Below are 26,332 nucleotides of genomic sequence, written 5' to 3'. Positions count from 1 at the left end.
GGCGAAATCTCCCACGGGTCTGTACTGCGTCAACAGTCAGAATCCAGCCTAGTCCCTCCTCCTCCCTTCAAGTACCAGCATACAAGCCAGCCTGCTGGCGATGGCGGCAGCCCAGGCGCCGCAGGCTCCCACAGGTGACATGGGGGCTCAAAATCAGTGAACGACGCGGACCCTGTGGGAGCTAGCTTGCTAGCGATGAGGCCGCCAGCCCCGGTGCAAGATCCGAATCAGGCCGCTCGCAGCGGAATGAAGGCATAGGTCAGCGCCGGCTCCGTCACCACCTGCGCCCCCGCCGCCCGCACTTGCCCGGCAATGTCATCGCCGGAGACATGGAACTGCCATTCACCCGGCGTCTCGGCCAGCGGTTGCGCCGTCACTTGGTCGATCACGCCGGCCAGCGCCGCCATGTCCGGCAGGTACGCGGTGAAGCCGTCGCCCTTGAGCGCGGTGGTACGGATGCCGAGCAGTCCGCAGACCGCCTCCTTGATGCGGATGTCGTCGCGGTCCGCCTGGCGCGACCGCTGGATCAGTTCCACCAGTTCTCGGTCCACCAACTCCCCGCCGACGATCAGCTCCGGCCCCTGGGTCCAGGATTCCGGCGGGCAGTCCTTGGCGGCGGGGTTGAGCGGGATGTGCGGGTTGATCTCCGCCGGGTAGATGCGGCACACCAGCGGGCGGCGTTCGTAGATGCGGCAGCGCTTGTCGTCGTCAAGATTCCGGCAGGGGCCGACGTTGTAGGCGGCGAAGGTGATCGCCACGTGGACGTGGGCCTCTGCGCTGCGCACCACGGCCGAACGGCGTTCGGCGTGCTCGCGCTGCTGCGCCGGCAAGCCCAGGCCGTTGCCGAGGAACGCCTCCACCAGCACGATCACTTGACCGCCGTCCGCCGCCCACATGCGGGTTTCGGCCAGGGTCAGGGGCACATGGTGGTCGGTGCAGCATTTGCCGCAGCCCACGCAGGAAAACGTCGTATTCATTGAACGGCCAATCTTCGGTCAGGAGGTGGAGCGGCGACGGAAAGCCGCCGGGCTGAGCCCTGGCGAAGCAAGTTGCACGCCATTCACCGACCCTTGGCGGTCGGCCGCACCGAGTCCCATTCGGTGACGTAGGCGCTCTTGGCCTTTCTGTCGTACAGGCACAGCTCGGTGCCTTGCTGGCCTTTCATGTGTTTTTGCGGGTACTGGCCCTGCAGCAGCACGGCGGTGTAGCCGACCCGGTCGTCGAACGGCGCGGCGGTGCCGACGGGCTTGGGGGCTTTCAGGCCGCTGGCCTGGGTGCAGGCGGCGAGCACGGCTTTGTCGTGGGCGGCCCAGGCGTCGGGGCTGGAGGCCTGGGCCAGCGGGGCGAGGGCCGCGAGGCAGAAGAGGGTGAGGGCTTTCATGGTTCGGCATCCTTGGGGGTGGGTGTCCAAGGTTCGGAGTATGCCTGATGGGGGGCGGTTGTCAGTGCTGGCCATTCGCGAGCACGGACGCCATCGCCAGCAGGCTGGCTCCCACAAAGTTCTGCGGTAAGCGATCGGGTCAGTCGGGCACGGGCTCGCGGTGGACCACGTACATCCCGGCGCTTTCGTACAGGCGTTGCGCGCGCAGGTTGTCTTCCAGCACCTTCAGGTCGACGAAGCCTTCGTGGCGCGCCCGAAACACCCTGAACACCTCCAGCAGCAGCGCCCGACCCAGGCCCCGACCCTGAAGGCGGGGATGCACCACCAGGTTCTTCAGGTACGAACTGGTCCAGCACTGCGCCACGCCGACGATGCCCTCGGCATCGCTGGCGATCAGGCACAGCGTCGGGTCGTATTCCGGGTCGCTCTCGAACTGCGCTTGCCAGTGTTCCAGCGTCGGCACCCGGCCGCCGCCTTCGCGGTAGCCGAGCTCCATCAGGCGGTGCACCGCCGGCGCCAGTTCAGTGCGGTAGGTGGCGAGTCCGATCCCGTTCGGCCACTCGATGGGCGGCACGTCCTGGCTCAGGTCGCGCCGCATCAGGTAGCAGAAGGTCTCGGCCATCGGTCAATGGCCCTGGGCGGCGACGTACTTGGCCGCTTCGATCAGACAGTGGGTGAGTTCCGGCGAGGAGAACTTGGTCAGCACTCCGTTGGCGCCGGCCTGACGGGCCTTTTCGCTGTTCATCGCGCTGTCGAGCGAGGTGTGCAGCAGCACATAGAGGTGGGCGAAGTCTGGCGTCTCGCGCAGGGTGCGGGTGAAGGCGTAGCCGTCCATCTCCGACATTTCGATGTCCGAGACGATCAGGTTGATCTCCTGCGCGGTGCCTTGCAGGTCCAGCAGGCAGCCGATGGCTTCCTTGGCGCTGCGGGCGGTGTGGCATTCCAGGCCGAGGTTGCGCAGGGTGTGCACCGATTGCTGCAGCGCCACCTGGCTGTCGTCCACCACCAGGATGCGTGCGTTGCCCAGCACTTCGGCGTCTTCCATGCTCAGTTCGGTCGGGGTCAGGTCGATCTCCACCGGGGCGATGCCGTGGATGACCTTTTCGATGTCCAGCACCTGCACCAGCGTGCCGTCCACCGACGTGACGCCGGTGATGTAGGCGCGCGAGCCGCCGGAGCCGAAGGGCGGCGGCTTGATGTCGGTGGTCAGGCAGTGGACGATCTTGCTCACCGCCTGCACGTGCAGGCCCTGTTTCGAACGGCTGACGTCGGTGACGATCAGGCAGCCGCCGTTGGGATCCTCCAGCGGCCGCTCGCCGATGGCGCGGCTCAGGTCGATGACCGACAGCGACGTCCCGCGCAGGGTGGCGATGCCTTTGACGTGGGGGTGCGACTCCGGCAGCTTGGTCAGCGGCGGGCAGGGGATGATTTCACTGACTTTCAGCAGGTTGATCGCCATCAGCTTGCCGCTGCGCAAGGTAAACAGCAGAAGCGAAAGTGAATCTGCGCGGGCTTTGTTGGAAGACATAAAAACCTTCTGTTGAAAAAGGTGAGCGGCGATCCACGGATCGCCAGCAGGTATCGATGCCGGGTTATCGACTTGATGCCGGCAGGCTTTAGGGATTCTGGCGCCAATCGGACGGCGTGGCGGTCATTTCATCCCCAGCCTTTTGGCCAGCCGCCCCAGGTTCGCCCGGTCCAGCCCCAGTTCACGGGCGGCGCTGGCCCAGTTGTCCCGGTGGCGTTCCAGGGCGGCGCCGATCAGCTGGCGCTGGTACTGCTCGGTGGCGCTGCGCAGGTCTGCGCCGGGCAAGGGCAGGGCGGCTGCGGCGACCGGCGGCGCCAGGTTATCCACAACATCGCGGGGCAAGTCGAGATCCGCCGCATGCAAGGTGAGGATCTTCGGCCGTACCTTGCAGTTGCCCAGCGCCTTGAGCGCGCTGCGGCCGATCAGGTGTTCCAGTTCGCGCACGTTGCCCGGCCAAGTGTAGGCCAGCAGCGCCTCCTGGGCGTCGGCGCTCAGGCGCAGGCTGCCCAGGCCCATGCGCGAGCGGTTCTGCTCCAGGAAAAAGCCGCTGAGCAGCAGCACGTCGCGGCCCCGGTCGCGCAGGGCCGGCACCCGCAAGGGGTACACGCTCAGGCGGTGGTAGAAGTCGGCGCGGTAGCGGCCGTTGCGCACTTCGTCGGCCAGGTCGCGGTTGGTGGCGGCGATCAGGCGCACGTCCACCTGGTGTTCCTTGTCCGAGCCCAGGCGCTGCAGCTGACCGCTCTGCAGCACCCGCAACAGTTTGGCCTGGACGGTCAGCGACAGCTCGCCGACCTCGTCGAGGAACAGCGTGCCGCCGTTGGCCAGTTCGAACTTGCCGCGCCGGTCGGCGGTGGCGCCGGTGAAGGCGCCGCGCACGTGGCCGAACAGTTCGCTTTCCACCAGGGTGTCCGGCAGGGCGGCGCAGTTGAGGCTGATGATCGGTTTGTCGGCGCGGGGCGAGGCGGCGTGGATCGCCTGGGCCACCAGTTCCTTGCCGACCCCGGTCTCGCCGGTGATCAGTACGGTCAGGTCGCTGCCGCCCACCAGTTGGATCTCTTCCACCAGACGTTTATGGGCCTTGCTCTGACCGATCATTTCCCGGTGCTGCTGGCCGCTGGCCTGGCGATAGACCTCGGCTCGCTGGTGTTCGTCTTCGGCGCGCAGCGCCAGGCGCTCGATGCGCTCGGCGGCGTTCACCGTGGCCGAGGCCAGGCTGGCGAAGGCTTGCAGGGCGTCGAGCTCGATCGGCTCGAAGCGTTCGGGGTCGAGGGCGTCGAGGGTGATCAGGCCCCACAGCCGTTCATCGACAAACAGCGGGCAGCCGAGGCAGTCATGGACTTCCAGGTGGTCGGCCAGCCCGTCCACCAGACCGTCGTAGGGGTCGGGCAGTTCGCTGTCGGCGGCGAAGCGGGTCGGTCCTGCGCCCGCCAGCAGCACTTCGAAACGCGGGTGCTCGCTGACCTTGAAGCGCCGCCCCAGGGTGTCGGCGCTCAAGCCGTCCACCGCCAGCGGCACCAGGCAATCACCGTCCAGGCGCAGCAGCGCGGCGGCGTCGCACGGCAGCAGCGCGCGCATGGCTTCGAGCAGGCGTCGGTAGCGCTCGCCCTCGGGCAGTTCGCGGGACAGGTCGGCGACCAAGGGGAGCAGGGCGGTGAGCAGGGGTTTGGCGGACATGGTGGTAGTCATTCGGACTCTGTGTAGTCGGCGTGACTATACGCGCGCCTGTGTCGATATGACTACGCTATTTATAACTCATTGATTTTATTCAATAAAAAACTTGGCATGAAAGCTGAAACGCTTAAGACATTAATCAAGAAAGCTCAGGAGTCACCCTTATGCTTAGCGTTCAGGACCGTGCAATCATCAAATCCACCGTGCCGCTGCTGGAGAGCGGCGGCGAAGCGCTGATCACCCATTTCTACCGGATGATGCTGTCCGAATACCCTGAGGTGCGCCCGCTGTTCAACCAGGCCCACCAGGCCAGCGGCGACCAGCCCCGGGCCTTGGCCAACGGCGTGCTGATGTACGCCCGCCACATCGACCAGCTCGACCAGTTGGGCGATCTGGTGGCCAAGATCATCAACAAGCACGTGGCGTTGCAGATCCTGCCGGAGCACTACCCGATCGTCGGCAGCTGCCTGCTGCGCGCGATTTCCGAAGTGCTGGGCGACGAGATCGCCACGCCTGACGTCATGAGCGCCTGGGGCGCGGCCTACGGCCAGCTCGCCGATATCCTGATCGGCGCCGAATCGGCCATCTACGACCAGAAGGAACAGGCCCCCGGCGGATGGCGCGGGGCGCGGGAGTTCATCGTCGCGGCCAAGGTCGAGGAGAGCGCGGAAATCATCTCGTTCTACTTCGAGCCGGCGGACAAGGGCCCGATCCTTGCGGCCGAGCCTGGCCAGTACATCGGCATGAAACTGATCCTCGACGGCGAAGAGATCCGCCGCAACTACTCGCTGTCGGCGCTGGCGAACAACGGCCAGTACCGCATCAGCGTCAAGCGCGAGCCCGGCGGGCGCGCCTCCAATCACCTGCATGACCAGCTGCACGTCGGGGCGAGCATCCAGCTGTTCCCGCCGTCGGGCGAGTTCACCCTGACCGACAGCGACAAGCCGCTGGTGCTGATCAGCGGCGGCGTCGGCATCACGCCGACCTTGGCGATGCTGGAGGCGGCGCTGGAGACCGAGCGTCCGGTGCACTTCATCCACTGCGCGCGCAACGGCGGCGTGCATGCGTTCCGCGACTGGGTCGACGGGCTGGCCGAGCGTCACCCGCAGCTCAAGCGCTTCTACTGCTACGCCGAGGACGACGGCGTGAGCCCGGCGGCGGACAAGGTCGGGCTGTTGAGCGAGGAGCAACTGGGCCGATGGCTGCCGGCGCAGCGTGACGTGGACGCCTACTTCCTGGGGCCGAAGGGCTTCATGGCGGCCATCAAGCGCCACCTCAAGGCGCTGGGCGTGCCGGAGGCGCAGAGCCGTTTCGAGTTCTTCGGGCCGGCGGCTGCGCTGGAGTGATCTGAAACCGGGTGGCGTTCATCGCGGGCAAGCCCGCTCCCACAGGAACCGTGGTGGATGCAGAAAGTGCGGCCACTGCAAAACACTGTGGGAGCGGGCTTGCCCGCGATTGGCCGTGATGCGGTCCCGATTCTTAAAAAGTGTTTAAAGGTTAATCGTTTCTTAACCGGTTTATCGTTTATTCCCCGATGCTGATGATAGGCGCTCGTTCGTTTACAGGATCAGGATCGCCCCATGTCGCACCTCACCTTCTCCCGCCGTTTCAGCCTGGCCGCATTGGGCCTGTCGGCTGCCTTGCTCGCCAGCCCGTTCGCGTCTGCCGAATCCGCCTTGATCAAGCCCCAAAGCCTGACCGTTGACCGGAGCCTGCCCAAGGCGCAGCAAGAGGCGATGGAGCTGGCGGCGCGGCGCTACGGCAGTTTCTGGAACTCGGGGGAGGAGGCGTTGGCCACGGCGGCGCTGTCGCCGCAGTTCGTCGACATGACCCCGCCGCAAGGCCGGGTGCAGGGGCCGACCGGCCCGTTGCTGGCGTCCAGGTTCTTCCGCACGGCGGTGCCGGACCTGAGCTGCGAGATCGAGCAGATGATCGTCGCCGGCGACCGCGTTGTGGTGCATCTGCACTTTCGCGGGCATTTCACCGGCACCTTCAAGGCTCTCAAAGGGCAGGGCCAGCGTGTAGACTTCCGGGCAACCGATATCTATCAGATCGACAATGGCCGGATCGCGGCCAATTGGCATATCGAAGACAACATCAGCCTGATGGCGCAACTGCAGGCGCAGGCGCCGGCCGGCTGAACCATGGACATGAAAGGGAAACGCGATGAGCGAGGAATCGATTCGGTTGGGACGTGAGCGGCGCTGGCTGGTGTTGCTGGGCATCATCTGCCTGGCGCTGATCGGCGGGGCGCTGTACATGCAGATCGTGCTGGGCGAGGCGCCGTGCCCGCTGTGCATCCTGCAGCGCTATGCGTTGCTGCTGATCGCGCTGTTCGCGTTCATCGGCGCCGCCATGCGCACTCGCCGCAGCATCACGGTGTTCGAGGCGCTGGTGGTGGTCTGCGCACTGGCCGGCGCCGGTGTGGCGGGGCATCACGTGTACACCCAGTTCTACCCGGCGGTGAGCTGCGGCATCGATGTGCTGCAGCCGATCGTCGATGACCTGCCGCTGGCGAAGATCTTCCCGCTGGGCTTCCAGGTGGACGGTTTCTGCTCGACGCCGTACCCGCCGATCCTCGGCCTGTCGCTGGCCCAGTGGGCGCTGCTGGCCTTCGTGCTGGTGGTGATCCTGGTGCCGCTGCTGACCGCGCGCAACCGCCGGGCGTTGCGCTGAGTCAACTTATCCCAAGGCTTGCCGATACAGGACGGCGCCCCGATTTCCGGGTTCGGAGATCGGGGCGCCGTGCCATTTCAGGGGCCGTGTGAAAACGTCGTGACGAACGGCAACGAACGGTGCGGCAAGTGTGCGACATGTTGTCACACACATTGCGCCGCGGTGTCGTTTTCAGGACAGGGGTGACGCAGGATCAGGCAAGCGAACGGTTCTGTTTCGACATTTGTCAGCATTTATTCAGCGTCGTTCCGGCAGGCAGTTTTAACAACATCTGGCATTTGGCCAGAACCCTTTGGTTATCGGGGTTTACGCCGATCGGGGATCGGGAAAATGCCTTCGGAGCTGTCTGATCTGGGGCGGGTACACCTACATTTTTTGGTGTTTTTGTTGAGAATCGATTTCGATACCATGCGCCACTTTTGCAAAAACGGTGATGGATTGTTGCTCTGAGGGATAAAAATTATTTCGGGATGAGACATGGTGTCGGGGGCGCTACCTCACTACAATCGCCCGCACTGAATTCCCGGCACTGCCCGTCCTTATAAAGGCACAGGCAGGAAGTCGGGTATCGGGGCGGCCATGAGGCCTGCCGCGATACCCAGGTGTCGGTGCCTTCCAACTTTCCGCACCAAATGGAATTGGTCTGTAACAAGGCCTTTGACCACGAATTCGAATAAGAACTGACCGCTGTCCCAGGATTTGTCGAGCGTCTGACGCGCGACGGGCGGCCCTTATTCAATCCAAAGAAAATGCCAACCCTTGGCAGGGTGAAGTGTTGGCGATCAAAACCCAACTGCATTGCGCAAGCTGCTTTAGAGGTCGTGAGATGAGTAAAAACAGGTACCCCAGATTACTAGGCCTAGTGCCGCTGCTCGGCACGTTGCTGCTGGGAGGCTGCAACATGACCTTGCTCAATCCAACGGGCCAGATCGGCCTGGAACAGCGCAACCTGATCATCACCGCCACGCTGCTGATGCTGTTGGTCGTGGTGCCGGTCATCGTGATGACCTTCCTGTTCGCCTGGAAGTACCGCGCCTCCAACAAGAACGCCGTCTACACCCCGAAATGGTCGCACTCGACCAAGATCGAAGTGGCCGTCTGGACCATCCCTGTCCTGATCATCATCGCCCTGGGCTACATCACCTATAAGTCGACCCACTCGCTGGATCCTTATCGCCCGATCGAATCCGACGTCAAGCCTGTGACCATCGAAGTGGTCGCGCTGGACTGGAAATGGCTGTTCATCTATCCGGAACAAGGCATCGCCACGGTCAACAAGATCGTGTTCCCGGCGCACACGCCGATCAACTTCAAGATCACCTCCGACGCCGTGATGAACTCGTTCTTCATCCCGGGCCTGGGCGGCCAGATCTACGCGATGGCAGGCATGCAGACCAAGCTGCACCTGATCGCCGACCGCAACGCTGAAATGGAAGGCATCTCCGCCAACTACAGCGGCGCTGGTTTCACCGGCATGAAATTCAAGGCTATCGCAACTTCCCAGGAAGATTTCGACGCCTGGGTAAGTGAAGTCAAAAAGGCACCTAAACAGCTTGATCAAGCTGAATACGCAGCCCTTTCCAAGCCAAGCCAGAACAATCCGGTTGAGCTCTACTCCTCGGTCACGCCGAACCAGTTCCAGATCATCGTCGACAAGTACGAAGGCATGAAACCGGGCAAGCCTCTGAAGCACGAGAAGAAAGAGAAGGAAGTGGCCGCCACGGAAATGGACTCGAATTCGCATTCAGCTGCCGGGGCAGAGGAGTAAACGATGTTTGGTAAATTAAGTTGGGAAGCGGTTCCTTTCCACGAGCCGATTGTCATGGTGACCATCGCCATGATCGCGCTCGGTGGTCTGGGGCTGTTCGCGGCAATCACCTACTTCAAGAAGTGGACCTACCTGTGGACCGAGTGGCTGACGTCGGTCGACCACAAGAAAATCGGCGTGATGTACATCATCGTCGCCATGGTCATGCTGCTGCGCGGCTTCGCCGACGCCATCATGATGCGTTCCCAACTGGCCATGGCCACCGAGGGTTCGCCTGGCTACCTGCCGCCTGAACACTATGACCAGATCTTCACCGCCCACGGTGTGATCATGATCATCTTCATGGCGATGCCATTCTTCACCGGCCTGATGAACCTTGCGGTGCCGCTGCAGATCGGCGCCCGTGACGTTGCCTTCCCGTTCCTGAACTCCCTGAGCTTCTGGCTGCTGGTGTCCGGCGTCGTGCTGATCAACCTGTCCCTGGGCGTCGGCGAATTCGCCAAGACCGGCTGGGTTGCCTATCCGCCGCTGTCGGGTCTGCAATACAGTCCTGGCGTGGGTGTGGACTACTACATCTGGGCGCTGCAGCTATCGGGCCTGGGTACGACGCTAACGGGGGTCAACTTCCTGGCCACCGTGCTGAAGATGCGTACCCCTGGCATGAAGCTGATGGACATGCCGATCTTCACCTGGACCTGCACCTGGGCCAACGTCCTGATCGTGGCTTCGTTCCCGATCCTGACCGCCACCCTGGCGCTGCTGACCCTTGACCGTTACATGGATTTCCACATTTTCACCAACGAACTTGGTGGCAATCCGATGATGTACGTCAACCTGTTCTGGGCCTGGGGCCACCCTGAGGTGTACATCCTGATCCTGCCGGCGTTCGGCATCTTCTCGGAAGTCGTCTCGGCGTTCACCGGCAAGAAACTGTTCGGCCACCACTCGATGATCTACGCTTCGGGCGCGATCTCGGTGCTGGGCTTCATGGTTTGGCTGCACCACTTCTTCACCATGGGTTCGGGCGCCAGCGTCAACGCCTTCTTCGGTCTGGCGACGATGCTGATCTCCATCCCGACGGGCGTGAAGCTGTTCAACTGGCTGTTCACCATCTACCAGGGCCGTCTGCGCTTCACCAGCCAGGTGATGTGGACCCTGGGCTTCATGGTGACCTTCGCCATCGGCGGCATGACCGGCGTACTGCTGGCCATCCCGGGTGCGGACTTCGTGCTGCACAACAGCCTGTTCGTGATCGCGCACTTCCACAACGTGATCATCGGCGGCGCGGTATTCGGCTACATCGCAGGCTTCGGCTTCTACTTCCCTAAAGCGTTCGGCTTCAAGCTGCACGAAGGCTGGGGCAAGGCAGCGTTCTGGTTCTGGATCGTCGGCTTCTTCGTCGCGTTCATGCCGCTGTACGCACTGGGCTTCATGGGCATGACCCGTCGCCTGAACGCCACCACCAACCCTGAGTGGGTGCCGTACCTGTACGTCGCCATGGTCGGTGCGGTGCTGATCGCGTTCGGTATCGCTTCCCAGCTGATCCAGCTGTACGTGTCGGTGCGTGACCGCAACAAGCCAGAGAACATGTGCGAACACGGCGACCCGTGGAATGCCCATACCCTGGAATGGTCGACCTCGTCGCCGCCACCGTTCTACAACTTCGCCGTCCTGCCGAAGGCCGACTGCATCGACCCGTTCACCGAAGCCAAGGAAAACGGTACCGCGTACCAGAAGCCGGCCAAGTACGAGCCGATCCACATGCCGAACAACACCGCCACCGGTGTGGTGATGGGCGCTCTGCTGACCGTGTTCGGTTTCGCGATGATCTGGCACATCTGGTGGCTGGCGATCGCGAGCCTGGCAGGCACCGTGATCTACTTCGTGATCCACGCTGCGCGTGACGATCAGGGCTACATGGTGCCGGTCGACGTGATCGAGCGCATCGAAGCCGAGCAGCACAAGCGTCTGGTCGCGGCCGGCAAGATCCCGGCGTCCGCCACCCGTGTTGAAACCAAGTTGGAACAGGCTTAAACAATGTCGAACTTAGTGACCAATGTTGGACACGCCCATGGTCATGACCATGGGCACGATGACCATCACCACGACTCGGGCGAGATGACCGTCTACGGTTTCTGGCTCTACCTGATGACCGACTGCATCCTGTTTGCGTCGATCTTCGCGGTGTACGCGGTACTGGTGAACAACGTGGCCGGCGGACCGTCGGGCCACGACATCTTCGAACTGCCTTACGTGCTGGGCGAAACCGCTCTGCTGCTGTTCAGTTCGATCACCTACGGCTTCGCCATGCTGGCGTTGTACAAGGGCAAGAAGCAGCAGGTGCTGGGTTGGCTGTTCATGACCTTCCTGCTGGGCGCGGGCTTCATCGCCATGGAGATCAACGAGTTCCACCTGCTGATCTCCGAAGGCTTCGGCCCTAACCGTTCGGGCTTCCTGTCCGGGTTCTTCACCCTGGTCGGCACCCACGGCCTGCACGTTTCCGCCGGTCTGATCTGGATGGCGGTGATGATGTACCAGGTCAACAAACATGGCCTGACGTCGACCAACAAGACCCGCCTGAGCTGCCTGAGCCTGTTCTGGCACTTCCTGGACGTGGTCTGGATCTGCGTCTTCACCGTCGTCTACCTGATGGGGACCCTGTAATGGCTAATGCACACTCCCATGACAGCCACGATGCTGGCCACGGCAGCGTAAAGTCTTACGCCATCGGCTTCATCCTGTCGGTGATCCTGACCGTCATCCCGTTCGGCCTGGTGATGTACCCAAGCCTGCCGAAGGCGACGACGCTGGCGATCGTCCTGCTGTTCGCGGTGATCCAGGTGATCGTTCACCTGTATTACTTCCTGCACCTGGACCGTTCCGCGGCGCAGCGCAACAACGTGATTGCGTTCGTCTTCACGGCCATCGTGATTCTGCTGCTGGTCGGCTTGTCGCTGTGGATCATGTTCAGCATCCACACGTTCATGATGGCGAAGTGAGGTAGACCCGATGTCGCTCAAGCACTTTATCCAAATCACCAAACCGGGGATCATTTTCGGTAACGTGCTTTCGGTGGCAGGCGGGTTCTTCCTGGCCTCCAAAGGGCATGTCGATCTGGCCGTGTTCCTGGCGGCCATGATCGGCACCTCCCTGGTCGTGGCCTCCGGTTGCGTGTTCAACAACTGCATCGACCGCGACATCGACCTGAAGATGGAGCGCACCAAGAACCGGGTGCTGGTTCAGGGGCTCGTGTCCCTGAAACTGGCCCTGGCCTATGCGACCGTCCTGGGTGTCGCCGGCGTTGCGTTGCTGTACAAGGTGGCCAACCCGTTGGCTGCCCTGTTCGCCGTGATCGGCTTCATCATCTACGTCGGCTTCTACAGCCTGTACCTCAAGCGCAAGTCGGTTCACGGCACGCTGGTGGGCAGTCTGTCGGGCGCCATGCCGCCGGTGATCGGTTACGTGGCTGTGAGCAACAGCTTCGACATGGCCGCGCTGACCCTGCTGGTGATGTTCAGCCTGTGGCAGATGCCGCATTCCTACGCCATCGCGATCTTCCGCTTCAAGGATTACCAGGCCGCATCGATTCCGGTGCTGCCGGTGAAGCGCGGGATCGAGACGGCCAAGAAGCACATCCTGATCTACATCCTGGCGTTCCTGGCGGCGACCCTGATGCTGACCCTGAGCGGCTACGCCGGCATGAGCTACTTCGCCGTCGCCGCGGCCATGGGCATGTACTGGCTGTACATGGCCTGGACCGGCAACAAGGCCGTGGACGACACCGTCTGGGCACGCAAGCTGTTCGTGTTCTCGATCTTCACCATCACCGCGCTGAGCGTGATGATGTCGGTGGACTTCAAGGTGCCGGGCGACGTGCTGATGACGTACGCGCAGTAAGGTTCGCAGGCTTCAAGAAAAACCCCGCCATCGGAAGATGGACGGGGTTTTTTCTTGCCTGCGTTTCGGTGCCGGGGGAGGGGAATGGCCGGTTGCGCGGTAATGGCAAAAGGCCTAGATTTGGATCCAAACCTGCGGTCCTTCATGCATCGATTCAGAGGCTGGGCGAAATGACGGAAAGGCTGACCTGCGACGAACGCTTCATTGCACTGGCGAAAGAACTGAACTTCGACATCTATGGCGAGAACTCCAGCGGCGGCAACTATGCGCCGCTGATCCGCCATCACGACGAGCTGTACATCAGCGGCCTGGTGCCGCGCACCCACGGCCAGATCCAGTACCCGGGCCGGGTCGGCCTGGAGCTGACGCTCAAGGATGCGCAGGCCGCCGCCAGCATCAGCGCGATGCGCGCGCTGGCGCTGATCGTCGATGCCGTCGGCTCGCTGGACAAGGTCAAGGCGCTGCTGCGGGTCACGGTCTACGTGAAGTCCACGGCGGACTTCGTCGACCTGAGCGAAGTGGCCAACGGCGCATCGGATGTGTTCAGCCACGTGTTCGGCGATGTCGGCCGGCACACCCGCACCACGGTCGGCGTGTATCAGTTGCCCAAGAACGCGGCCATCGAAGTGGACATGATCGCGGCGCTGCATCCGTCGGCCTGACCGCCGCACAGCAAAAAGCCCCGCCTGGATTCCAGAGCGGGGCTTTTTCGTCAGAGCGGTTTACTGCGCGGCGATGCTGTAGCCGTCGAACGCGGTCTGCTGCTGCAGGGCGGTGATGATGTTCTTGCGGTTGACCGCCTGCTCGGTGCCGGCGTTGTCGATGAAGGTCTCGCTCTCCAGCTCGGCCTCGTCGCCTTCGCCGGTGAAGGTGAAGCCGAGGAACTCCAGCGCCTCGCGGTCCATGCTCAGGCGCGAGCGCGGGGTGCGCATCGGCAGGGTCACGCTGACGCCGTCCTTGCTGATGCTGAACACTTCGGCGTCTTTCTTGGCCCGTGCGGCCTTGCCCTTGCCGCCGCTCGGATTGCTGATGGCCTGGTGGGTCTGGTTCAGGACCTTGAGGGCCAGGCCGTAGACGATTTCCTGGAACGCCGGATCGTCCTTGAAGCTGGACAGGATACGGCTGATCGGGAACTTGCTGCTCAAGTCTTCGAGGGCGGCGGTGTCGGCGGCTTCGGCGTCCTTCAGGCGCTTGAGCTGGCCCATCAGTTCATAGGCCTGGTCGTCATCGAAGCGGTCGTGGGCCTGACGGATAGCCGCGCGCAGCTCACGGATCTGCTCGCTTTCGCGGGTGGACTGGAACGCGTCCAGCACCATTTCGCTGATGGTCTTGGCCTGCGGAAGGTGTTGTGAAAGATTGATGGAGTTTTCGTATTCCGCTTTGGACGACAGAGTGACTACGGATTCAGCGGTGTTGAAATCGGACATTGAAATTTCACTACTTCTTTGACTGGGTGGAGGCGAGAAAGCACGGGGTCTTTTTCCGGGCGCCTAATTTAGGGGAGCGGCGCCGGGTTGTCACGGAGCAGGGTGCCGACGGCGCCGATTATTTGCCCGCTGCGTGCTGTGTCACCGAACGCAGCATCGATTGCTCGGCGCTCTGCGGATTGACCTGCAGGGCAAAGCGGAACGTCGCCCCGCGCCCCGGCGCATCGAGCAGGCGGATCTCGCTGCCGTGCAACTGCAGGATGCGGTGCACGATGCGCAGTCCCAGGCCGCCGTCCCGGCGTGCGCCGCCGATGTTGAACGGGCGCAGGAACAGGCCTTCGCGCAGTTCCGGCGCAATGCCGGGGCCGGTGTCGCTGACCGTGACCTCGACCTGCGCACCCTGCGGCGTGAGCGCAAGCTCGATGTCCCCGCCCGGCGGGGTGTGGCGCAAGGCATTGTCCACCAGGTTGGTCAGCACCCGCTCGATGAGGCCGAGGTCTGCGCAGACCGCCGGCAAGCCGGCGGTGAAGTCGGCCTTGAGGCTGACCTGGCGGGCCTCTGCGCCCAGCTCGAACTTCTGGAACACATCCTGCACCAGGTCGGTCAGCGAAAAGCGTTCCAGCACCGGTTGCACGAAGCCGTGCTCCAGGCGCACCAGTTCCAGCAGCGATTGCGCGAGGCCGCCGACCTTGCGGCTCTGGTCGAGGGCGATGCCCAGGTAGCGGCGGCGTTCCTGCGCCGATAGCGTGGCGTCCTTGAGCGACAGGGTTTCCAGGTAGCCGTGCAGGGAAGCCAGCGGCGTGCGCAGGTCATGGGAGATGTTCGCCACCAGCTCGCGGCGCTCCTGATCCTGGCGGGTCAATGAACGCCACTGTTCGCCGAGCCGGGCCTGCATCTGCCGGAAGGCGTTGTCGAGCACGGCGATCTCGTCGTGTCCGGCGGACTTGTCCACAACCGGCGGGCCGTTGTCTTGCGACGCTGTGCGCGGCGCACCGTCGATGTCGAAGCGGCTGACGGTGTCGGTCAGCCGCCGCAACGGACGGGTGATCAGGTTGAACGCCACGAGACCGGCGACCAGGCACAGCAGCGCCACCAGCCCGATGGACAGCAGGGCGGTGTTCAGGGCGGCGCTGGTGGCGCCGCGTTCGGCGTAGCGGTCGTGCGCCTCGCTGAGCAGCACCACGTAGAGATAGCCGGACGGCTTGCCGTCGACCTGCAGCGGCGCGGCGCTGAACACCTTGCGGCCGTCGACGCTGCGCGGGTCGTCGCCGAGGATCGGCAGCGGCTGGTCGTCGAGCAGCCGCCGAACAGGGGCGAGGTCGACCGTCTGCCTGCGCAGCCGGCCTTCGGGGGCAGCGTTGCCGACGATCCGGCCGGCGTTGTCGAGCAGGTACACCTCGACGCTGGGGTTGACCAGCATCAGCTGGCTGAACAGCTCGCGCACGGCGCCGGGCATCAGGCCGTGGCTGTCCATCAGCACGGTGTCGCGGGCGATGTGCCGGGCCAGGTCGCGGGACAGCCCCTGTACCACTTCCAGTTCATGCATCTGGCTGGAGCGCACCTGCAGCCAGGCCGAAGTGCCGCAGCACACCAGCAGCAGGGCGGCGAACACCAGTGACAAGCGCTGCGTGAGGGTCAGTCTCATGGCTGTTCCGCGCTGGCGCTGAACTTGTAGCCGCGTCCCCACACCGTGAGGATGCGACGGGGGGCGGCGGGATCGGTCTCGATCTTCGACCGCAACCGGTTGATGTGGGTGTTGACCGTGTGCTCATAGCCTTCATGGCTGTAGCCCCAGACGGCGTTGAGCAGATCCATGCGCGAGAACACCTTGCCCGGCTGGCGGGCGAAGAAGTACAGCAGGTCGAACTCCCGCGGCGGCAGATCCAGCCGCTGGCCGTTGAGCAGCACCTCGCGGGTGATCGGGTCGATCTCCAGGCCGTCGAGCATCAGGCGCCCGGCGTCCATCTTCAGGTTGCGCGCCATGGCGTCGACCCGGCGCAGCAGGGCCTTGACCCGGGCCACCAGCTCCAGCATCGAGAACGGTTTGGCGAGGTAGTCGTCGGCCCCCAGCTCCAGGCCGAGGATGCGGTGCACTTCGCTGGAGCGGGCGCTGGTGATGATGATCGGCGTATAGCGCGCCATGGCCCGGGCGCGGCGGCAGATTTCCAGGCCGTCGACGCCGGGCAGCATCAGGTCGAGGATGAGGGCGTCCCACTGTTCCCGCTGCAGCAGGCGCATGCCTTCGGCGCCGTCGGCGCTGTGCACCACCTCGAATTGCTCGTCCCGCAGGTGCAGGCAGATGAGGTCGGCGATGTGCAGGTCGTCCTCGACCACCAGGACGCGTTTGGTCTGTTCCATGAAGCTCATTCCTTCGGCGCGATAGGCGCATTGTGCGGGTTTTCCTCCGGGCGAGTTATCACCAATCGTTTAACTTTCCGTGAGGATTCGGCGATCAACCCAAGCCTAGGCTGTGTTCGTCATCAAGCACTTGGAATCGACGGAGACAGCCATGCTTTCACGGCGACAGATACTGGCAGCGGGCGGCGGGCTGGGGGTTGCGGCCCTGTTGGCGGGTGTATTGCCAAAATTGTCGACCGGCGCGGCGCCGATCGGCGAAGCCCGGGCCGACGAAGCGTTCGACGTTGTCCACAGCGACAGCGAATGGCGCGCGCTGCTCAGCCCCGAGCAATACGACGTGCTGCGCCGCGAAGGCACGGAACGGGCCTACACCAGCCCGCTGAACGATGAGCACCGCACCGGCACGTTCGCCTGCGCCGGTTGCGCGCTGGCGCTGTTCTCCTCCGCGACCAAGTTCGACAGCCGCACCGGTTGGCCGAGTTTCTGGGCGCCGCTGGAGCACGCCGTGGCCACGCGCCAGGACCGTTCCTTCGGCATGAGCCGCGAGGAAGTCCACTGCCGGCGGTGCGGCGGGCACCTGGGGCACGTCTTCGACGACGGGCCGAAACCCACCGGCCTGCGCTACTGCATGAACGGCGTGGCCATGACCTTCAACCCCGCGGCGGCATGAACCGTGCCCCGCCCGCGTTTTTCACTGACTACAGGACGATGCCATGTGGCTCTTGGTTCTCGCATATCTGGGCGGCGTGCTGACGATCGTCAGCCCCTGCATCCTGCCGGTTCTGCCCTTTGTCTTCGCTCGCACCGGGCAGCCGTTTTTCAGAAGTGGCTTGCCGCTGTTGGCGGGGATGGCGCTGACCTTCGCCCTGGTCGCCACGCTGGCGGCGGTGGGCGGCGGTTGGGTGGTGCAAGTCAATCAGTACGGGCGCTGGCTCGCGTTGCTGTTCGTTGCACTGTTCGGGCTGACGCTGCTGCTGCCGCGTCTGGCCGAACGCCTGACCCGGCCGCTGGTGTCGGCCGGCAGTCGCCTGTCGGAAGCCGCCGGGCAGGACAGCCGGCCGCGTCCCGGCGCTTCGTTTCTGATCGGCGTCGCCACCGGGTTGCTCTGGGCGCCTTGCGCCGGGCCGATCCTGGGGCTGATCCTGACCGGCGCCGCGCTGCAAGGCGCAAGCATCGCCACCACGCTGTTGCTGCTGGCCTACGCCGCCGGTGCCGCCACTTCGCTGGCCGCGGCCCTGCTGCTGGGCGGTAAGGTCTTTGCGCTGATGAAGCGCTCGATCGGCACCGGCGAGTGGATTCGGCGCGGGCTGGGGGCCGCGATGCTGGCCGGGGTGGCCGCCATCGCGTTGGGCCTCGACACCGGGATTCTGGCGCGGGTGTCCACCGCCTCCACGGGCGGCCTGGAACAGGCGTTGGTCGGCAAGCTGTCCGGACGCTCCGCCAGTGCGAACGGCACGATGACCGCGCAGGTTCCGGCGTCGGACATCCCAGGAAGCGGCGCCATGATGGCGGCCGGCGGCGCAATGAAAATGGCGGCGAAGGCACCGGGCACCTTGCCGGTGGAGGGGCAGTTGCCGGCGCTGGACGGTGCGGTGCAATGGCTAAACTCGCCGCTGGATGCCCAGGCCTTGAAGGGCAAGGTGGTGCTGGTGGATTTCTGGACCTACTCCTGCATCAACTGCCTGCGCACCCTGCCTTACGTCAAGGCCTGGGCCGAGAAGTACCGCGACCAGGGGTTGGTGGTGATCGGCGTGCATGCGCCGGAGTTCGCCTTCGAGCGCGACGTGGGCAACGTCACCAAGGCCATGAAGGCGCTGGGCATCCAATACCCGGTGGCCATCGACAACGACTACCGGATCTGGCGGGCCTTCAACAACGAATACTGGCCGGCGCACTACTTTGCCGACGCCCAGGGGCGAATCCGTTACCACCATTTCGGCGAAGGGGACTACGCCGAGTCGGAAAAGGTCATTCAGCAATTGCTGCGCGAAGCCGGTTCGAAGACCGTGGCCGACGGCTTGATCGATGCCGATGCCCAGGGCGTGCAATTGGCGGCGGACATGAATCAGGTGCTGTCGCCGGAAACCTACATCGGCTACCAGCGCGCGGAACATTTCGTACCGGAAACCAGCCTCGTGCCCGACAAGGTAGCGGCTTACAACACCCCGGCCACCCTGGCCTTGAACGACTGGAGCCTCGGCGGGCAATGGGCGGTCGGCGCCGAGCGCGCCACCGCCGACGCACCGGCTGGCCGCATCGTCTATCGCTTCCACGCCCGCGACCTGCACCTGGTGCTGGGCCCGGGCAAGGACGGCAAACCCGTGCGCTTCAAGGTGACCCTCGATGGCCAGGCGCCGGGCGATGCCCACGGTGTCGATGTCGCTCCGGACGGAACCGGCCAGGTGACCGAGCAGCGGTTGTATCAGTTGGTGCGCCAGGCCGACGGCGTGAAGGACCGCACCTTCAGCATCGAGTTCCTCGATCCGGGCGTGTCGGCCTACGCCTTTACCTTCGGTTGATCAGGAGTCCGCAACATGAAAACCCAAACGATCTGGCGCCGGCTGTTGCTCGGCGTCGCGACAGCCGCGGTGGTGGGGCAGTGCTCGGCATTCTCCTTCGGTGCCGAGCAAGGGGTGGTCATTCCGCCGCCGGCCCTCGATGAGAACACCCAGGCCCACAGCGAGACGGCGGTGTTCGCTGGCGGCTGCTTCTGGGGCGTCCAGGGCGTTTTCCAGCACGTCAAAGGGGTGCGGAACGCCGTGTCCGGCTATGCCGGCGGCGCGGCGGATACGGCAGAGTACGAGCGGGTCAGCGAGGGTGATACCGGCCATGCGGAATCGGTGCAGGTCACCTTCGACCCCACGCAGGTCAGCTACGGCAGCCTGTTGCAGATCTACTTCTCGGTGGCCCACAACCCCACCGAGCTCAACCGGCAGGGGCCGGACAGCGGCACGCAATACCGCTCTGCGCTGTTTCCGCTCAATGCCGAACAGCAACGGGTGGCCCAGGCCTACATCGCCCAGCTCGATGGGACGCATGCCTTCGGCAAACCGATCGTGACCCGGCTGGAAACCTACAACGGCTTCTACCCGGCGGAGGACTATCACCAGGACTTCCTGACGGAACACCCGAGCTATCCCTACATCGTGATCAACGACCTGCCGAAGGTGGCGCAGTTGAAGCAGTTGTTCGTCCAGCGCTATCAGGAGAAACCGGTGCTGGTCAAAGGCGGGTCGTGATTACAGGTCGCCGGTCAGCGCTTGCCCCACGTCTGCATCGCAAACTCGACGAAGCGCCGCAGCTTCGGCAGCCGGTAGCGATCCGGCGCATACAGCAGGTGCAACGGGCGGCTAGGCGGTTGGTAATCGGGGATCACCGTGATCAGTTTGCCGTCCCGCAAGTCCTGCTCGACCAGGGCATCGGGCAGCATCACGATGCCCATGCCGGTGCGGGCCGCCTGATGCAGCCCGGCAGAGGTGTTCATCAGCATCGGGCCGCTGACGTCGATCATGATTTCTCCGTCCGGCCCGCTCAGGCGCCAGCGCTTCTCCACCGATTGCCAGTCATCGCCGGCAGGGTAGGCGAACGACAGGCAATCGTGCTGCTGCAGGTCTTCGGGCGTATGCGGCATGCCGCGCCGGGCCACGTACTCGGGGGAGGCGCACACGGTCAGAGTGTAATCGATCAGTGGCCGGGCGATCAGGTTCGATTGCTCGAAATGGCCAAGCCGGAACGCCACATCGAGGCCGCTTTCCAGCAGATCCGGACGGCGGTTGGTCAGCACCACATCCAGTTTGACCTGCGGGCACTGCAGGGAAAACTCGCTCAATGCCGGGGCCAGGCGCTCGACGCCGAAGGTCAGCGGTGCGGTGATGCGCAAGAGGCCGCGTGGCTCGTCCACCGTCTGTTCGGCGAGGCGTTCGGAGTCCTTGACGAGCCCCAGCACCTCAAGGCACCGCTGGTAGTAGAGCGAGCCGAACTCGGTCAGCCGCTGGCGGCGGGTGGTGCGTTGCAGCAGTTGCACGCCGAGCCGCTGCTCCAACGCCCGCAGGTGATTGCCGACCATGGTCGTGGACATTTCGCATTGCAGGGCTGCCGCGGTCATGCTGCCGGCTTCCACGACTTTGACGTAGACGCTCATCGACTGGAACAGATCCATTATCAAGCCCTGCTTCTAAATGATTGAAGTGTTGCCGAGTTTATCCAGCTCTGGTGGCTAACCATACTGCAAACACACCGACCTTCACTGGAGTTTGAAGTCATGACCGCCGCCCTGATGAACACCTACCAACCGCTGGCCCTAAGTTTCATCAAGGGACTGGGCACACGACTGTGGGATCAGGCCGGTCGCGAATACCTGGACGCGGTGGCCGGTGTGGCGGTGACCAACGTCGGCCACTCGCACCCGCGCATCGTTTCGGCGATCAGCGAACAGGCCGGATTGCTGCTGCACACCTCCAACCTGTACAGCATCGACTGGCAGCAACGGCTGGCGCAGAAACTGACGCAGCTGTCCGGCATGGAGCGAGCGTTCTTCAACAATTCCGGGGCCGAGGCCAACGAAACCGCGCTGAAGCTGGCGCGGCTCTACGGCTGGCGCAAAGGCATCGAGCAGCCGTTGGTGGTGGTAATGGCCAACGCTTTCCACGGCCGCACGCTGGGCACCTTGTCGGCCAGCGACGGTCCGGCGGTGCGCCTCGGTTTCAATGACCTGCCGGGGGATTTCATCAAGGTGCCGTTCGGCGACCTGGCTGCGTTGGATCAGGTGCAACGCCAGCACGGCGCACGGATCGTGGCCGTCCTGATGGAGCCGATCCAGGGCGAAAGCGGTGTGCAGACCGCGCCGCCCGGTTATCTCAAGGCCCTGCGCGAGCAGTGCGACCGTCATGCCTGGCTGTTGATGCTCGACGAGATCCAGACCGGCATCGGCCGCACCGGCCGCTGGTTCGCGTTCCAGCACGAAGGCATCGTTCCGGATGTCATGACGCTGGCCAAAGGCCTGGGCAACGGCGTGCCCATCGGCGCCTGTCTGGCGCGGGGGCGGGCGGCCGACCTGTTCACCCCGGGCAGCCACGGCAGCACCTTCGGCGGCAACCCGCTGGCGTGCCGGGTCGCCTGCACGGTGCTCGACATCATCGAAGAACAAGGGCTGCTGGAAAACGCCAGGGTACAGGGCGAACGCCTGTTGACCCGGCTGCGCTCAGAGCTGGCGGACAACTCCAACGTGCTGGCGATACGCGGGCAGGGGCTGATGATCGGCATCGAACTCAAGCAGCCGATCCGCGACCTGACGCTGATTGCGGCACGGGATCACGGATTGCTGATCAACGTCACCCGCGGCAAGACCATCCGGCTGCTGCCGCCGCTGACGCTCGATGAGCGGGAGGTGGGGATGATTGTCAGAGGGGTGGGGCGGGTGATCGCCTCGATGTGAAGCTGGGGCGGGCAGTGTGTCATGCACTGCCCGCAAACCGGATGATTTCACCGCGCTCCCAGAGCACCACCTTCTCCCCCGCAAATCCCTCAAACAACTGCCGGTGCGCGGCCCATCCGTCCGTGCCTTCCCGGTCTCGGTAGCCGACGGCCCACGCCAGCATCGCGGCCAGGCGCGGATCGTCCGGGGGCGAGCCGCGTTCCCGTTGGCGGATGTTGGCCACGCATTCCGCGTCGGCGATGCGCAGCCAGATCAGCGCCGTCGCGCGGTCGAGCAATTCACTGACGAACACCTCGTACACGCCTTCGATCACCCAGCGTTCCTGGCTGGCGGCGAGTCGGGCCATGCCCATCGCTTCGCCGCGGGGGCGGGGGATGCTGTGTTCGTCGGACAGCCAGTGGATAAGGTCGAGCTCGATCCACGGCGCGTCCAGGTGCGCGGCCAGGCGTCGGGCCAGCCAGCTCTTGCCGGCGCCCGAGTTGCCGATGATGAGGGTGCGTGTGAGGTTCATGGGCATGCTTCGGCCCTGCGGCGTCCGTGCTGGCGCCATCGCCAGCAGGCTGGCTCCCACAGTGAGCGTCTGCGGTGCCGTGGTTCTAATCAGGATAGTCCGACAGGTCGGGCGCCAGCATCCGAGTCTTGGCTGCTCCGTTGGCGTTGTGCTGGATGATGTCCTGTGGCTGTCCGGCCTCGTTGAAGAACACCTGGCCGATCCCCGCCGAGTTCCACAGACGCTCGCCCGCTTCGGCGTGTTCGGGGACGTAGGGCACGATGCGCATGCGGCGGCGCTTGGTCAGCCAGTTCAGTGGCGAGCGCGGCGAGTAGAGCCAGCGGTTGAGGCGGTCGAACCATTCCAGCAGGGCGGGCGGGAATTCGTTCTTGATGCCGCTGCTGGTGATCTGCCAGATCCGCGGGCCGGCCTTGCGGTGTCGGATGAGCACTTCGTAGACGAAGGAATAATGCACATCGCCTGACAGCACCACGTAACTGCCGGGCGTGCGCGAGTGTCGGAAAATGTTCAGGATCACCTGGGCCGCACCGCGATGGGCCATCCAGTTTTCCGCGTCCACCAGCAAGGGGTAGCCGCACCAGCTGAACACCCGCTGCACGGTCTCGATCAGTTTCACGCCGAACACCGGCGCCGGCGACACGATGATCGCCGACGGGTGATCGAGCAGTTCCTGTTGCAGTTCGCACAGGGCTTCCCAGTCCAGCAGGCCCGAGGGTTGCTTGAGCGAGCGTTCGCTGCGCCAGCGGCGGGTGCGGGTGTCGAGCACCACCAGCGCCGGGGCGCTCGGCAGCACGTAGTGCCAGCGCTGGAAACGCAGCAGGTTGTCGATCAGCGCATCCTGCGCCGGGCTGTCGAGGTGACGGCCATCGCCGTCGGTGCCCAGGCGGCGGGCCTTCTCCAGCGGATCCTTGAAGGCGTCCGGATTGTTGCCCCAGCCCTGGCACAGCAGGTAGGCGATCAGCGCATTGCCGATGATGCGCTTGGAGAACGGATGGCCGTAGGCCGTTTCCTCCCATTGCGCAGACAGGTTCCAGTCGTCGGTGATGTCGTGGTCGTCGAAGATCATCAGGCTCGGCAAGTGCGCCAGCGCCCGCGCCACGTTGCCCAGGCCGGCCTTGAAGCCGTCGATGCGCACCTGTTCGAGGGCGTAGCGCTTGAGCCGGTCCGGCGTCAGCGCCGGCGGCTGCGGATCGATCAGCGTCCACGGCACCGGCGACCACACCAGCAGGTACATCGCCATGACTTCGGCGAACGTCACCAGATGGTTGTCGGCGTTGCTGCTGGTGAAGATCGGCTTGCGCGCCCCGCCGAAGAAGCGCTCGCGCAATGTCTCGTTGCTCTCGAGCGCCGGCAGCAGGTCCGCGCGGTGGTAGTAGCTGGCCGGATGTTCGTAGAGCCGGGCGCTGTCGCTGACCACGGCGCCTTCGAGGTGCTCGCCGAACAGGCCCAGGCGTTCGATCAAGGCATGGATCGCGCGCAGCATCGGCCCGGCGACGTCATCGGCGTAGATCTGGTCGCCGGTCATCATCAGCAGGGCCGGGCGTTGCGCAGGGGCGGTTTCGGCCGCCAGCAGTCGGTCGACGCATAGCAGGCCGTCGGCGGCCTTGTGGTGAGGCTTGCGGCAGGAGCCGTGGAGCAACTGGTCGATGCGCGAGCGCAGGACGAAGTCCGGCGAATCGGCGTTGCCGTAGAGCAGGTGAGGGGCCCACTCGGCGATCGGCTGCAGGCCATCGATCAGCAGGTCATAAGCGATGCGGGTGTCGCAGGGCAGCGGGGCCTGCAGGGCGACGTCGATCAGGTGGATAAACGCCCGGGCGCCGACGGGTACGACGGTGCACGCCGTCCCGTCGAGCGGGATGTCGCCCACGCCATCAAGGTGCAAGGTCAGCGACAGCGGCCGGGTGCCCACCAGCCACATCACCAGCCGAGAGGGCTCCAGCCGCCGCAGCAGCGGGCCGGCCAACACAGGGGGCAGCGGGGTCAACTCATCGAGGGGCATCGTGGATCGGGCTCGGGGCGCACAGGCCGGCGATCATAGCGCAGCCGGCGCCCGACACCCTTAAACCAGGCTTAAGATTTGACCTTCTGCAGCTTCAGGTTCAGCAGGCGCCAATCGGCGTACCCGGACTCTTTGCCGGCCACTTGCTGCAGCGAGCAGTCATAGCGGTAGCTGACATCGTCGCCGAGCATGTTACGGGCGGTGACGGTATTGCTGATGGTGTAGGTCTGATCCTTGTACCGCGTGCTCTGGGTCGAGGACGGATTGGCGATCACCGCCGAGGCAGGAAAGCGCATGGCGTTCATGATGAAGGGCGCGCACATCACCGAGGCCAGCAGGGACTTGTCGGCGTTCGGGTCTTTGCCGATCCGTTTGCGCAGCGCGGCGAATTCCTTGCCGGCGGTGTCCTGCACCTTCTTCTCGGACACCGCTGCCGTCAGACGTTTACTGAAATTGGGCAGGAGCGCGGACTCGGGCGGCGAAGGCTCGTTCTGCGGTTCGCCGGCGACATAGGCCGGAAGGTCGTCGGCCTCCGGGAGCAGTGCGACGTCGGAGACCGACTCGGCCTCTTGCTCCACCACTTCCTCCGGTGCTGCCCTTTCGGCGCGGTGCGGCGACGGGAACAGCGAAAAGGTGATCGACAGCATCACCAGGCCCACGATGAAACCGCCCGCCGCACCCACCAGGTTGCTATAGAACAGGTTCCAGCCGCCGCGGTTCTTCACCACCCAGCGCCACATGAAACCCCAGGCCGCCAAAAACACGAGTAAACGCAGAAACTCCATTCGATCCTTTCCTTGAATTGCCTATCGCCCCGCATCGGTGTCTGCCGGGCAGGGTGCTGAAGATGGGTGGCAAGATATCAGAACGACAGAGTCTCGCCACGCAGACATTCACCGAAGAGGCAGGCGTCAGAGCACGTCTTTCAGATAGCCCTTGATCGCCAGCACGGGCGCGTGCAACTGCTCAAGCGAATCGGCTCGGCCGATGCCCGCCGACAGCCTGTGCAGCTCGCGCCCCAACGGCTTCTCCGCACCGCCCAGGGCGTCCAGCGCCAGGTCCAGGCACTCGTGCAGCTTCACCCGGATGGCGTCCACGTCATTGCGGCGCACCAGCAGTTCGAATACGTCCCTCTGGTAATCGCCCATCACCAGATCGTCCCGCAGGATCGGGCTCAGGCCTTCTTCCTCATAGGCCAGCTTGAGGGAGAACAGGGCGACGGTTTCCAGTGACGTTTCCATGGTGAGGATCCTTACGCCGCGTGCCGCGGGGGAGGGGGGCGGCCGCCAAAAGTAGAAAAGGTCCTGCAAAACAAGACCTTTTCTACTTTTGGTGCCCGAGAGGGGCTCGAAAATACCCGCTGCTATAGGCGACTGTCGACACAGGCTGTGTAAAAGGGAAAAGAATTTCTAAACGGGGGTTGACGGCCAATTTCAATGCTGTACTATTCGCCTCCCGCTAACGAGCAGCTCGAAGCTGATCTTAGTTAAGCAGTTGATTTTGTTGATGAAATTAAAGCTTTTAAGGGTGTTGCAAAAAGAGGTGAAGCATGTAGAATGCGCGCCTCGGTTGAGGCGAAAGGCTTGACCAACCGCTCTTTAACAACTGAATCAAGCAATTCGTGTGGGTGCTTGTGGAGTCAGACTGACAGTCAGAAAGATTATCAGCATCACAAGTTACTC

26 protein-coding genes are annotated in these 26,332 nt (G+C 64.1%); 13 read left to right on the top strand and 13 right to left on the bottom strand.

What is annotated here, in order from left to right; translation table 11 throughout:
- Window positions 1–227: 227 nt before the first annotated feature.
- The 5 genes from CAG41_RS27700 to norR all read right to left on the bottom strand — a co-directional run bounded on the left by CAG41_RS27700 (window position 228) and on the right by norR (window position 4,583).
- Window positions 228–977 carry a YkgJ family cysteine cluster protein gene (locus tag CAG41_RS27700; protein WP_085584883.1) on the bottom strand — a complete coding sequence of 250 codons (750 nt, stop codon included), beginning with the start codon at window positions 975–977 and terminating at the stop codon, window positions 228–230.
- Window positions 978–1,060: 83 nt separating this feature from the next.
- Window positions 1,061–1,381 (bottom strand): hypothetical protein, encoded by a 321-nt coding sequence (locus CAG41_RS27695; protein WP_085584885.1) that lies wholly within the window; start codon window positions 1,379–1,381, stop codon window positions 1,061–1,063.
- A gap of 139 nt (window positions 1,382–1,520) precedes the next feature.
- Window positions 1,521–2,003, bottom strand: a complete 483-nt coding sequence (locus CAG41_RS27690; RefSeq protein WP_256575768.1) for an N-acetyltransferase — start codon at window positions 2,001–2,003, stop codon at window positions 1,521–1,523.
- 3 nt (window positions 2,004–2,006) lie between these two features.
- Window positions 2,007–2,909 (bottom strand): chemotaxis protein CheV, encoded by a 903-nt coding sequence (locus tag CAG41_RS27685; protein WP_085584887.1) that lies wholly within the window; start codon window positions 2,907–2,909, stop codon window positions 2,007–2,009.
- Window positions 2,910–3,032: 123 nt separating this feature from the next.
- On the bottom strand, window positions 3,033–4,583 hold the full coding sequence (norR, locus tag CAG41_RS27680; RefSeq protein WP_085707741.1) for a nitric oxide reductase transcriptional regulator NorR: 1,551 nt from the start codon (window positions 4,581–4,583) through the stop codon (window positions 3,033–3,035).
- A 161-nt stretch (window positions 4,584–4,744) separates the two neighbouring features.
- On the opposite strand from norR, the gene hmpA reads away from it, so the two are divergent.
- The 9 genes from hmpA to CAG41_RS27630 all read left to right on the top strand — a co-directional run bounded on the left by hmpA (window position 4,745) and on the right by CAG41_RS27630 (window position 13,583).
- Window positions 4,745–5,926, top strand: coding sequence for an NO-inducible flavohemoprotein (gene hmpA / locus CAG41_RS27675; RefSeq protein ID WP_085640822.1), 1,182 nt, complete (start codon window positions 4,745–4,747; stop codon window positions 5,924–5,926).
- A 234-nt stretch (window positions 5,927–6,160) separates the two neighbouring features.
- Window positions 6,161–6,721, top strand: coding sequence for an ester cyclase (locus tag CAG41_RS27670; RefSeq protein ID WP_085584894.1), 561 nt, complete (start codon window positions 6,161–6,163; stop codon window positions 6,719–6,721).
- A 25-nt stretch (window positions 6,722–6,746) separates the two neighbouring features.
- Window positions 6,747–7,256, top strand: coding sequence for a disulfide bond formation protein B (locus CAG41_RS27665; RefSeq protein ID WP_085584896.1), 510 nt, complete (start codon window positions 6,747–6,749; stop codon window positions 7,254–7,256).
- Window positions 7,257–8,082: 826 nt separating this feature from the next.
- Window positions 8,083–9,024, top strand: coding sequence for a ubiquinol oxidase subunit II (gene cyoA, locus CAG41_RS27655; RefSeq protein ID WP_085584898.1), 942 nt, complete (start codon window positions 8,083–8,085; stop codon window positions 9,022–9,024).
- A gap of 3 nt (window positions 9,025–9,027) precedes the next feature.
- Window positions 9,028–11,058 carry a cytochrome o ubiquinol oxidase subunit I gene (gene cyoB / locus CAG41_RS27650; protein WP_085584900.1) on the top strand — a complete coding sequence of 677 codons (2,031 nt, stop codon included), beginning with the start codon at window positions 9,028–9,030 and terminating at the stop codon, window positions 11,056–11,058.
- A gap of 3 nt (window positions 11,059–11,061) precedes the next feature.
- On the top strand, window positions 11,062–11,688 hold the full coding sequence (locus CAG41_RS27645) for a cytochrome o ubiquinol oxidase subunit III (RefSeq protein ID WP_085584902.1): 627 nt from the start codon (window positions 11,062–11,064) through the stop codon (window positions 11,686–11,688).
- A complete protein-coding gene (cyoD, locus tag CAG41_RS27640) occupies window positions 11,688–12,023 on the top strand; it encodes a cytochrome o ubiquinol oxidase subunit IV (RefSeq protein WP_085584904.1) in 336 nt (111 codons plus the stop codon). Before CAG41_RS27645 ends, cyoD begins: the two co-directional genes overlap by 1 nt.
- A gap of 10 nt (window positions 12,024–12,033) precedes the next feature.
- Window positions 12,034–12,921 (top strand): heme o synthase, encoded by an 888-nt coding sequence (gene cyoE / locus CAG41_RS27635; protein ID WP_085584906.1) that lies wholly within the window; start codon window positions 12,034–12,036, stop codon window positions 12,919–12,921.
- Window positions 12,922–13,091: 170 nt separating this feature from the next.
- Window positions 13,092–13,583 carry a RidA family protein gene (locus tag CAG41_RS27630; protein WP_085584908.1) on the top strand — a complete coding sequence of 164 codons (492 nt, stop codon included), beginning with the start codon at window positions 13,092–13,094 and terminating at the stop codon, window positions 13,581–13,583.
- 60 nt (window positions 13,584–13,643) lie between these two features.
- Here CAG41_RS27630 and CAG41_RS27625 read toward each other — a convergent pair whose 3' ends face one another.
- The 3 genes from CAG41_RS27625 to CAG41_RS27615 form a co-directional block, all read right to left on the bottom strand.
- Window positions 13,644–14,348 (bottom strand): hypothetical protein, encoded by a 705-nt coding sequence (locus CAG41_RS27625; protein WP_085584910.1) that lies wholly within the window; start codon window positions 14,346–14,348, stop codon window positions 13,644–13,646.
- A gap of 118 nt (window positions 14,349–14,466) precedes the next feature.
- Window positions 14,467–15,993, bottom strand: a complete 1,527-nt coding sequence (locus CAG41_RS27620) for a HAMP domain-containing sensor histidine kinase (RefSeq protein ID WP_085640828.1) — start codon at window positions 15,991–15,993, stop codon at window positions 14,467–14,469.
- Entirely contained in the window at window positions 15,990–16,706 is a 717-nt protein-coding gene (locus CAG41_RS27615; RefSeq protein ID WP_085656709.1) for a response regulator transcription factor, read from the bottom strand. Before CAG41_RS27615 ends, CAG41_RS27620 begins: the two co-directional genes overlap by 4 nt.
- Before the next feature lie 151 nt (window positions 16,707–16,857).
- Here CAG41_RS27615 and msrB point away from each other — a divergent pair, with 151 nt between their 5' ends.
- The 3 genes from msrB to msrA are packed head-to-tail and all read left to right on the top strand — an operon-like array spanning window position 16,858 to window position 19,945.
- Window positions 16,858–17,376, top strand: a complete 519-nt coding sequence (gene msrB, locus CAG41_RS27610) for a peptide-methionine (R)-S-oxide reductase MsrB (RefSeq protein WP_085584916.1) — start codon at window positions 16,858–16,860, stop codon at window positions 17,374–17,376.
- A 43-nt stretch (window positions 17,377–17,419) separates the two neighbouring features.
- Window positions 17,420–19,225 (top strand): cytochrome c biogenesis protein DipZ, encoded by a 1,806-nt coding sequence (locus CAG41_RS27605; RefSeq protein WP_085707740.1) that lies wholly within the window; start codon window positions 17,420–17,422, stop codon window positions 19,223–19,225.
- Between the two features lie 15 nt (window positions 19,226–19,240).
- The gene (gene msrA, locus CAG41_RS27600; protein ID WP_085634087.1) at window positions 19,241–19,945 is read left to right on the top strand and encodes a peptide-methionine (S)-S-oxide reductase MsrA; all 705 of its coding nucleotides are present in this window, start codon (window positions 19,241–19,243) and stop codon (window positions 19,943–19,945) included.
- A 14-nt stretch (window positions 19,946–19,959) separates the two neighbouring features.
- Here the strand turns inward: msrA and CAG41_RS27595 are convergent, their stop codons facing one another.
- A complete protein-coding gene (locus tag CAG41_RS27595; RefSeq protein WP_085584922.1) occupies window positions 19,960–20,865 on the bottom strand; it encodes a LysR family transcriptional regulator in 906 nt (301 codons plus the stop codon).
- A 102-nt stretch (window positions 20,866–20,967) separates the two neighbouring features.
- Between CAG41_RS27595 and CAG41_RS27590 the strand changes: the two genes are divergently transcribed.
- Window positions 20,968–22,140 carry an aspartate aminotransferase family protein gene (locus CAG41_RS27590; RefSeq protein WP_085707739.1) on the top strand — a complete coding sequence of 391 codons (1,173 nt, stop codon included), beginning with the start codon at window positions 20,968–20,970 and terminating at the stop codon, window positions 22,138–22,140.
- 19 nt (window positions 22,141–22,159) lie between these two features.
- Here the strand turns inward: CAG41_RS27590 and CAG41_RS27585 are convergent, their stop codons facing one another.
- From CAG41_RS27585 to CAG41_RS27570, 4 genes are all read right to left on the bottom strand, one after another.
- A complete protein-coding gene (locus CAG41_RS27585; RefSeq protein ID WP_085656705.1) occupies window positions 22,160–22,651 on the bottom strand; it encodes an adenylate kinase in 492 nt (163 codons plus the stop codon).
- Window positions 22,652–22,736: 85 nt separating this feature from the next.
- A complete protein-coding gene (locus CAG41_RS27580; RefSeq protein ID WP_085707738.1) occupies window positions 22,737–24,650 on the bottom strand; it encodes an alkaline phosphatase D family protein in 1,914 nt (637 codons plus the stop codon).
- Between the two features lie 71 nt (window positions 24,651–24,721).
- On the bottom strand, window positions 24,722–25,435 hold the full coding sequence (locus CAG41_RS27575) for a hypothetical protein (protein ID WP_085584929.1): 714 nt from the start codon (window positions 25,433–25,435) through the stop codon (window positions 24,722–24,724).
- A 126-nt stretch (window positions 25,436–25,561) separates the two neighbouring features.
- On the bottom strand, window positions 25,562–25,891 hold the full coding sequence (locus tag CAG41_RS27570; RefSeq protein ID WP_085584931.1) for a hypothetical protein: 330 nt from the start codon (window positions 25,889–25,891) through the stop codon (window positions 25,562–25,564).
- Window positions 25,892–26,332 lie beyond the last annotated feature (441 nt).

Source organism: Pseudomonas sp. B35(2017), from assembly GCF_002113645.1.
Lineage (GTDB): Bacteria > Pseudomonadota > Gammaproteobacteria > Pseudomonadales > Pseudomonadaceae > Aquipseudomonas > Aquipseudomonas ekonensis.
Note: the sequence above shows the minus strand (reverse complement) of the source record. Positions and strands in the feature narration are given on the sequence as shown.